A 9,480-nucleotide genomic window follows, 5' to 3' on the forward strand; every position below is an offset into this window, starting at 1 on the left:
CAGACCTTCCTCCATGACGGCCGCGTCGAGATCGATTCAAACAGCGTGGAGAATCTGATCCGCCCGATCGCACTGAACAGGAAAAATGCGCTGTTCGCCGCTCACGACGAGGGCGGCACGGCCTGGGGCCGCATCGCGTCGCTGATCGAAACCGCAAAGATCAACGGTGTCGAACCCTTCGCCTATCTCGAGGCCATCGCCGCCGGCCCTCCGAAAAACCGGGGCGACGAACTCCTCCCTTGGAACTTCCAGCCGTCAAGCTGNTCGAACCCTTCGCCTATCTCGAGGCCATCGCCGCCGGCCCTCCGAAAAACCGGGGCGACGAACTCCTCCCTTGGAACTTCCAGCCGTCAAGCTGAAAAGCCCGTGGGGGCCCAGCTGGCGCTTACGGTGCCGTCCTGAAAATGCCGGGCAAATCGAGAGCGGCTGACACCGGACAAATGCAGTTGCAGCATTTTATTGCCGCGTCTGGTTGCAGCAGACGTTCGGTCGCGTCGCGGCGTTTCCTTCTATTGATGGACTTGGAGATATGCAGATTACCCGCGCAGATTCAGAAATGCGCGAGCAAGTCTTTTCGGTAACGCAAGCCCGGGCGTCCTGCTATTCATTAAACCGCTAATTACCATGGACCACGAGGCGCATATTTGCCTCGGTCGGGATTGGTTCTTGTGCTGTGACATCGAAAGCTCGGCATTTCACGAGCTCAATGTCTGGTTTGAAACACCAACCATATCCGGGCTGCGCGACGCGAGCCTTGTCTCGTATTGTCTCAAGTCGGTGATTACAAGGAATCGGCACAGGACACCCTCGAAACGATCAGTTTCGAGTCTCACACAGGCTGCCAGGCCGCGCGAAGTGTCGCTTTTGAGAGCGGATTGCGGTATCTGAGGAGTGCCGCACCCGGTGCCATGGTAGTCACTGGAAACACTACCCTGATGCGCCTGCGGGGTGACCAAGCGAGGAAGATGGAAGAGGCATGACACGGATGAACCGTCGCGCCGCGCTCATGATGGGGGGCGCCGCCCTTTCGTCGGTCCCGATGCGGGGCGTTGCGCAGGCCCCCTTTCGGCTCGGCCTGACGCCTGTGTTTCTCGACAATGATGCGGTGATCATCGACAGGCTGCGCGCGGCCCTCTCCTCGGGCATCGGACGTGAGATAGAGATGGTGCAGCGGCGCACCTATGCCGAGGTGACGGGGCTGTTGCTCAGCGATGCGCTGGACGCGGCGTGGCTTTGCGGCTATCCCTATCTGCAACATGCTGCGGATCTCGATCTGCTGGCCGTCCCGATCTGGCGGGGCAAGCCGCTCTATCGCTCTTACCTGATCGTCGACGACACGGCGCCGTTCGAAAGCCTGACTGACTTGCGCGGGGCGACGCATGCGTTCTCAGATCCCGACAGCAATTCGGGATACCTGGTCACCGCGACCGACCTGATCGACATGGGCGCGCGGCCCGAGACGTGGTTTTCGCGCAGCGTCTACACGCACGGGCATCGCAATGTCGTGCGGGCGGTGGCCGATGGACTTGTGACATCGGGCAGCGTGGACGGCTATGTCTGGGAGGCGCTGGCACAGCTCGAGCCGGAATTGACCGGGCGCACACGTGTGATCGGCAAATCCGAATGGCTGGGCTTTCCGCCGATTTGCGGGCGCCGCCACGCCGCCGGATCAGGGCCTGCACAGGCGCTGCGCCGGGCGCTGGTCGGGCTGTCGGGAACCCGGTCGGGGCGCGCGGCGCTGCAGGCCCTGCAATTGGACGGCTTCACGCGCGCGCAGGCGGACCTTTACGCCGGGATCGCCCGGCGCATGCGCCTGCTGGAGAGCTGAATGATCCGGGCGCTGCGCAACCTTCCACTGTCGCTGCGGCTGCCGCTTCTGGGGGGTGCGATGATGATACTCGTGGGGGCGGTCGCGTCACAGCAGGTGCTTTCAGAGCTTGGCCGGGTGCAGGACGCGCGCCTGCAGGAACTCGCGCGCCTGCATGTCGAGGGCCTGTCGATCGCGCTTGGCCCGCTCGTGCTGCGTCGCGACGTCTGGGAGGTTTACGACACGCTGACCCGGGCTGCCGAACTGGCCGAGGGACAGCGCATGGTCCTGACGGCGGTGGCCGACGAGGATGGCCGCGTTCTGGCGGCGACCGACCCGCGCCGTGTCCCGACCGGCAGCCCGATCGCCGGCATGGCCGACACGGCCGTCCCGCTCGATCAGCTTTCGGTCGGGGCGCGGGCGCGCACCGTCGATGTGGTCGCGCCGCTCGACTATCAGGGGCGCCGGGTGGGCCGGATCGTCAGCCAGCTGGACGTCACCGATCTGCAGGCCGAACGCCGGCGTGCGCTGTGGCTGCTGATCGCGGGCAATGCGCTTGCCATCGCGTTCCTGACCGGACTGGGATACGCCGTGATGCGCCGGATGCTGCGGCCGGTCTCGGTGCTTGCGCGGCAGATGGCCGGCGCCGGAGACGCACCGCAGCCGATCCCCGCAGCCGAGATGCCACACGGCGAGGGCGACCTGGCGCGGCTCGCCCGAACCTATAACGGCATGGTGGACTCCGTCGCCGCCAAGGCCGATACCGACCGGCGGCTGGCCGAGCGCGAGCGGTTCGTGGCGCTCGGGCGGCTGTCGTCGTCGCTGGCGCACGAGATCAACAACCCGCTTGGCGGGCTGCTGAATGCCACGGACACGATCCGCAATTTCCCCGACCGGCCCGATATCGTGCGTGGCGCAGCGGCGCTGCTGGAGCGGGGACTGCAGCATCTGCGCGACGTGGCGCGCGTCACGCTGGAGCAGAACCGCCTCGACCGGCAGACGAGCGTTCTGAGCCAAACCGATTTCGAGGATATCCGCCTGCTCATCGAGCCGGAGCTGAAACGCATGGCACAGGATCTCGACTGGCACGTGCCCGACGGTGTGGTCGAGGGGCTGATGCTGCCCGCCGCCCCGGTGCGGCAGATCCTGCTGAACCTGCTGTTGAATGCGAGTGCTGCGGCAGGGCAAGGGGGTCGGGTCGGGCTGTATGCAAGCGCCGACGAGGCCGGCTTGTCGTTTGCTGTCTTCGACAACGGGCCGGGCCTGCCCGATGCCGCGCGCGTCCGGCTTCTGGGCAATGTGACGGTCACGCCGGCGGGCGGCGGCGGTGTCGGGCTGCGGCTGGTGCGCGATCTCGTCAAGGGGCTGGGGGGCAGCGTGACACACGCGCGCAAGGATGGGATGACGCGCATTTGCGTGATCTTGCCACAAGCCGGAGGGCGATCCGATGCTTGACGGGCGACGCATCGTTCTGGTCGAGGATGACGAGACCATGGGCGGCTCGATCGCTCAGCGGCTCGAGATCGAGGGCGCCTCGGTGCTCTGGCTGAAACGGATGCAGCGCGCGCTCGGGGCCATCCGCACCCCGCAACAGCCCATCGACGCGGTGATCTGCGACATCGTGCTGCCCGATGGCAGCGGTGAAGAGTTGTTCACCACGCTCTGCCGTACCGCCACGCCACCGCCGTTCCTGTTCATCACCGGGCATGGCGGTATCGACCAGGCGGTCCGGCTGCTGAAGTCGGGGGCTGCGGATTACATCACCAAACCGTTCGACATGGGCGTGTTTCTCGAACGCCTCGCGCTGCTGGTTTCGCCCGGCGAGGCGCTCGATTTTCCACCCATCCTTGGCGTCTCGGCCGCCGCGCGCCGGGTCGAGACGCTGATCGCGCGCGCCGCCCAAAGTGCCGCGCCGGTGCTGATCCGAGGCGGGCCGGGGCTTGGCAAGGACCTGATCGCGCGGCGGATCCATGATCTGTCGGACCGGCGCGCGGCCCCGTTCATCGGGGTCAATCTGGCGCGCGACGGCGACGCCGAGACCGCGCTGTTCGGCCCAAGCGGTGCCCTCGACCGGGTCGGCGACGGCACGATTTTCATCAACGCCGTCGACCGCCTGCCGCTTCAGCACCAGCTGACCGAAACGCTCGGCAGGGGCACACCTGCGCGGATCATCACGGCCTGCGGTCATGATCTCGAGGCGGGTGTCGAGGCGGGCACGGTGTCCGCGGAGCTTCTCTATCGCATCGCGGGGATGGAGATTCCGGTGCCTCCGCTCGGGACACGGCCTGATGACGCGGTCTGGCTGCTGGAGCAGCTGTTCGCGAAACTCGCGCCGGCGCGGGCCGGGCATCTGACCGGGATCAGCCCGCTCTGCCTCGAGGCGGCGCGCGATCACGACTGGCCCGGCGGCGGGCGCGAGGTGCGTGCTCGCCTCGTTCGGGCACTGACGCTGGCTTCGGGGGACGTGGTGCAGCCCGCCGATCTTTTCCCGGAGCGGCAGACGAAGGCTACCGGGATCAAGCCTTTGGCCGAGGCGCGCGACGCCGCCGAGCGGGCACAGATCATCGCGGCGCTGGACCAGTCCGGCGGGCATGTCAAGCAAGCCGCCGCGCTGCTGCGCATCGCCCGCACGACGCTTTGGGAGAAGATGCAGAAATACGGGCTGTCCTGATCCGGCCAAAGGGCAGGTTGAGGCCCGGGGGGGATGTTCGGAAATCCGAACATGCGGATTTATTTAATTTTTCCAATAGCTTGCTATGGACCAACGCAGGGCCTTCCGGTCTCGTGACCGGCTTTGCCACTGTTATGATGGACACCATAGCAAGGAGGAGCCAAGCCAATGAAATGTAACCGACTGGTCGATGCCGGTCGCCGTCAGTTCCTGCGCGGGGGCCTTGGGGCCACGGCAGGGGCCGCGGCGAGTGTTGTCATGGGAACGAGCGAGGCACAGGCGCAATCCGCGCTCGCGCGCGTGGACTACCCGGCGAACCGTTTGGCCAATGCGGCAGATCTGACGGTCAACGAGCCGATGGATGTGGCCTATCCCGATGCCGACAGCCCCGGCGTCCTTCTCAAGCTGGGACAGGCGGTTGCGGGCGGGGTCGGCCCTGATGACGACATCGTGGGGTTCTCGATCCTGTGCCCGCACAAGGGCTGGTACCTGAGCTACAACACCGAGGATCGCACGTTCAATTGCCCCGGGCATTACTCGCGCTTCGATGTCGAGGCCGGCGGACAGCAGATCTGGGGGCACGCCACCAACAACCTGCCGCAATTCGTGCTGCGCGTGGACGGTGACGGCGACATCTTCGCCGAGGGCGTGGACGAGCTGATCTACGGCCGCCTGTCGAACGTGCTCTGAGGGAGGAACAACCATGACCTACAAAAGACAAATCGACCGGCTGCCGATCATTCCCGCCGATGCGACCGAACATAACGCCGTCTGCCATTACTGCATCGTCGGCTGCGGCTACAAGGCCTATACATGGCCGATGAACAAGCAGGGCGGCACCGCCCCCGAACACAACAAGTTCGGCGTCGATCTGCGCCAGCAACAGTCACAGGACGCCGCGGCGTGGTATTCGCCGTCGATGTACAACATCGTAAAAAAGGACGGGCGCGACGTGCATATGGTCGTGAAACCGGATGTGGACTGCGTGGTCAATTCCGGGCTGGCCTCGGCGCGCGGCGCGCGGATGGCGGAAAATCACCCCTCCGCAATCACCGGGACACAGGCGCACCGCCTCACCGATCCGCTGGTCTGGCGCTACGGCTCCTACCAGCAGACAAGCTGGGAGGATGCCTATGATCTTGTCGCCCGCGTGACCGCCCGGATCGTCACCGAACAGGGCGAGGACGAACTGATCGTGTCGATGTTCGATCATGGCGGCTCTGGTGGCGGCTACGAGAACACATGGGGGACGGGCAAGCTCTATTTCGAGTCGATGAAGGTCAAGAATGTCCGCATCCACAACCGCCCCGCCTACAATTCCGAGGTGCATGCGACCCGTGACATGGGTATCGGCGAGCTCAACAACGCCTACGAGGATGCCGAACTGGCCGATACGCTGGTGGCTTGGGGCTGCAACCCTCTGGAATGTCAGACCAACTACTTCCTGAACCACTGGATCCCGAACCTGCAGGGAGTGAGCGGCGGCAAGAAATCCGACCTGATGCCCGACGAGGCGCATCCGCAGGCGCGGATCATCTTCATCGACCCGCGGCGCACGGTGTCGGTCAATGCCGCCGAACAGGCCGCCGGACCCGACAACGTGCTGCATCTCGCCCCGAATTCCGGCACCGATCTGGCGCTGGCCAATGCGATCTTCACGCATATCGTCGATCAGGGCTGGCACGCGCAGGACTTCATCGAGGCCAGCACCCAGCGCGAGGCCGAGGATCGTCCGCCGCTCTTTCCGGCGCGCGGCACGGCGGATGGCCAGCCCGGCCACCTGTCGAGCTTCGAGGATGCCGTGGATGCCAACCGCGTCTCGCTGGAGGATGCGGCAGAGATCACCGGCGTGCCTGCCAAGGACATCCGCAAAGCCGCCGAATGGATTGCCCAGCCTAAGGAGGACGGCAGCCGCCGGCGCACGATGATCGGCTACGAGAAGGGCATCATCTGGAACAACGACAACTACCGCACCAACGGCGCGATCGTGAACATCTCTCTGTCCACGCATAATATCGGCCAGATGGGCGGCGGCTGCGTCCGGATGGGCGGTCATCAGGAAGGCTATGTGCGCCCTGACGAGGCCCATGTCGGGCGCCCCGCGGCCTATGTCGACCGCATGCTGATCAACGGTCAGGGCAGCGTGCATCACATCTGGGATTGCAACGCCTACCGCACGACGCTGAACGCCGCCGAGTTCAAGCGGATCTGGAACCGCCGGACCAACATGGTCAAGGAGGCGATGGACGCGGTCGCAGGCGGTACCCGCGAGGATCTGGTCGAGGCCATCGTCGTGGCGATCAAGCAGGGCGGCCTTTTCGCGGTGGATGTGGACATCATCCAGCACGAAATGGGCAAGCAGGCGCATGTCGTGCTGCCAAGCGCGCAGCAGGGCGAGATGAACCTCACCTCGATGAACGGCGAACGCCGGATGCGGCTGGCCGAGAAATACATGGACCCGCCGGGCAACGCCAAGCCCGACTGCCTGATCGCCGCCGGCATCGCGCAACACATGGAGCGCGTGCTGCGCGAGATGGGCCGGGATGCCTATGCCGACCAGTTCACTGGCTATGACTGGCAGACCGAGGAGGACGCGTTCATCGACGGCTATCAGGCGCGCCACCCCGAGGTCACCTATGACCGGCTGCGCAAGATGGGCACCAACGGCTTTCAGGAGCCGCCGCAGGGTCTTGACGACGATGACCTCATCATCGGAACGGAACGCCTTTACACCGATGGCACGTTTTCCACAGATGACGGGCGCGCGCGGTTCATGGCGGGGCCGTGGCGCGGTCAGGTCACCGAGGGCAAGCTGGCCGAGATGGACAAGTTCCCGCTCTTCATCAACAATGGCCGGTCGAACCTCAACTGGCAGAGCTGGTTTCTCGATCAGGACAACGACTTCGTCCTCGATCGTTGGCCCTATCCGTTCATCGAAATGCACCCCGAGGACATGGCCGATCGCGGGATCACCGCAGGCGATCTGGTCGAGATCTTCAACGATAACGGCGCCACGCAGGCGATGGCGGCGCCCACAGATACCGCGCGGCGGGGTGAGACCTTCATGGTGTTCGGCAGCCCGCGCGGCACGCAGGGAAATATCGTCGGCGACGGCGTGAACGAGTTGATCATCCCGGTCTACAAGCAGACCTGGGGCGATATTCGCAAGGTCAGCGACACACCGATGGTGGTACAGGGGATTTCCTTCAAGTCGAAGGAATACAAGGTCTGATCCGGTGACCCGATGCGCCCGCCCCGGATCCCGGGGCGGGCGTTCTTGCTTGGGGCGACGGGCAGCCATGCGGACATTGTCCGATGGAGGCGTGCGCCCACTCCCATTCCATGTCTTCGTATGTCGCGTGGGCGGTGCGGCCCGCAAGGCTGTCGAACTGCTCGAGACGGGACCAATCGGACTGGTCGATGCCGGGCGCCTCCATGATATCGCCGCCCGTGTCGATCGTCGCAGCGCCCTTAATCGCAGCCCCCTGATACGAGCCGCCCGGATCGATCAGCACGACGCCCCCCTTTCGTCACCACCACGCCGAAGGTGGCGTTGTTGGCGAGGTTTTCAGGCCCGCGTGGTTCCATGGGGCCGACCAGCGCCCGGACATCGTCGGTCACCGGCTGGACGTCGAGCGCTTCGGCTGTGGCAATGCCCGGCGCGGCGAAGAGGGCGGCGATCAGCAGACGGTGATCGGCCTCGGCCCCGCCGCGCCGGTCGAATTCGAGCGCACCATCGCGACCGGCGACGTGCTGCGCCCGGCAATCGACGCGGCCAATGGCGGCGTGCAGGCGATGGCCGACGGCGTCCCCCGCATCCGCGAGGTTCGCGACGGCCGCCCCGCCGCCGGGCGTGGCTGGATCGGCATCACTCCGCACGGCGCCTACGAGACCGCCAGCGTCAGCCAGACATCCCTGCTGCCGCCATGGCTGACGCTCCTGCTGGTCTCCGGCCTCATCCTCGCCGGCTGGCTGCGCGAGGGGCGGCGGTGAGTGAAACCGCCGGCGCGATGATAGACTGGCAAGAGCAGTCGAGGGCCGCTCCCGGCAGTTAGCAAGCTTGGTTTGCAGAAGGCTGGTTTCAGCCCCAGAGCGGCCCCACAGCCCTTGCCAAAAAAATGCTATAGCTGACCTTCACCGCTCGGGTCACGAACTGGTAAGATGCGGACAAGGACGAAACCGCTCTCGCGGTATGGGCGCTTGCGGCGAGTGTAGCGCGCTGATCGCGGTGGTGGGATTTGGTGGATAGGCGCGCCTGTCGGACGATTGGGACCTTCTCAATCGGATGACAGGAGGTTTCCATGTCCGATCAACATGTTCCCGCTTTGCGCCGGCGGTTTCTCGAAGATATGCGCATCAAAGGTCTGCAGCCGAAGACACAAACCATGTACCTGCGGGCGATGCGGGACTTCACGCAATTTCTGGGCCGTTCGCCCGACACGGCGACACCTGAGGATCTGCGCGCCTTTCAACTCGACATGAAGGAAAAGGGGGTCGGCGCACCTACCTTCAACAACCGGCTGAGTGTCCTCGGCTTCTTCTTCTCGGTGACCTGCGCGCGTGCGGAGATGAAGCGCCACATGCGTTATCAGCGTCTGGCGAAGAAGATCCCGGTGGTGCTGAGTGCCGAGGAGGTCACCCGCATTCTCGAAGTCGCCCCTGGGCCCGGCCTCAAGTACCGGGCCGCCTTCAGCGTGGCCTATGGCGGCGGCCTTCGGGCCAGCGAAGTGACCCACCTCCGTGTGCCCGACATCGACAGCGACCGGATGCTGATCCGGGTCGATCAGGGAAAGGGCCGCAAGGATCGTCATGTGATGCTGTCGCCCAGCCTGCTGCAGCTCTTGCGCGACTATTATCGGGAAGCCCGGCCCGCAGGCTGGCTCTTTCCCGCCCGCAACCGGGTCGACCCGATCTCGACCCGGCAGTTCAACCGCGCGTTTGGGGCGGCTTGCGACTTTGCCGAGATCAAGAAGAAGGTGTCCCCTCACACACTGCGGCACAG

General features: G+C 65.2%; 7 protein-coding genes and 2 pseudogenes. 8 read left to right on the forward strand and 1 reads right to left on the reverse strand.

The features are described from left to right. The 6 genes and pseudogenes from V8324_RS20290 to V8324_RS20315 form a co-directional block, all read left to right on the forward strand. Window positions 1-249: pseudogene (locus V8324_RS20290) on the forward strand (transposase domain-containing protein); the annotation flags it as partial. A 727-nt stretch (window positions 250-976) separates the two neighbouring features. Next, complete coding sequence (locus V8324_RS20295; RefSeq protein WP_336421715.1) at window positions 977-1,828, forward strand: substrate-binding domain-containing protein; 852 nt, start codon at window positions 977-979, stop codon at window positions 1,826-1,828. Beyond that, on the forward strand, window positions 1,829-3,262 hold the full coding sequence (locus V8324_RS20300) for an ATP-binding protein (RefSeq protein WP_336421716.1): 1,434 nt from the start codon (window positions 1,829-1,831) through the stop codon (window positions 3,260-3,262). Continuing rightward, window positions 3,255-4,478, forward strand: coding sequence for a sigma-54-dependent transcriptional regulator (locus V8324_RS20305; protein ID WP_336421717.1), 1,224 nt, complete (start codon window positions 3,255-3,257; stop codon window positions 4,476-4,478). The genes V8324_RS20300 and V8324_RS20305 overlap by 8 nt, the downstream gene beginning before the upstream one ends. Window positions 4,479-4,646: 168 nt before the next feature. Next, window positions 4,647-5,168, forward strand: a complete 522-nt coding sequence (locus V8324_RS20310) for an arsenate reductase (azurin) small subunit (RefSeq protein ID WP_336421718.1) — start codon at window positions 4,647-4,649, stop codon at window positions 5,166-5,168. 13 nt (window positions 5,169-5,181) lie between these two features. Then, entirely contained in the window at window positions 5,182-7,710 is a 2,529-nt protein-coding gene (locus tag V8324_RS20315; RefSeq protein ID WP_336421719.1) for an arsenate reductase (azurin) large subunit, read from the forward strand. Here the strand turns inward: V8324_RS20315 and V8324_RS20320 are convergent. Further along, a complete protein-coding gene (locus tag V8324_RS20320) occupies window positions 7,685-7,993 on the reverse strand; it encodes a hypothetical protein (protein ID WP_336421720.1) in 309 nt (102 codons plus the stop codon). The two genes, V8324_RS20315 and V8324_RS20320, sit on opposite strands and share 26 nt — an antisense overlap. A gap of 154 nt (window positions 7,994-8,147) precedes the next feature. Here V8324_RS20320 and V8324_RS20325 point away from each other — a divergent pair. Continuing rightward, window positions 8,148-8,471 (forward strand): annotated as a pseudogene (locus tag V8324_RS20325) (hypothetical protein); the annotation flags it as partial. Between the two features lie 308 nt (window positions 8,472-8,779). Next, window positions 8,780-9,480 (forward strand): tyrosine-type recombinase/integrase (locus V8324_RS20330; protein ID WP_336421721.1); only part of this gene is annotated, 701 nt, incomplete at its 3' end.

This window comes from Roseovarius sp. D22-M7 (assembly GCF_037083785.1).
In the GTDB taxonomy this organism is placed as follows: domain Bacteria; phylum Pseudomonadota; class Alphaproteobacteria; order Rhodobacterales; family Rhodobacteraceae; genus Roseovarius.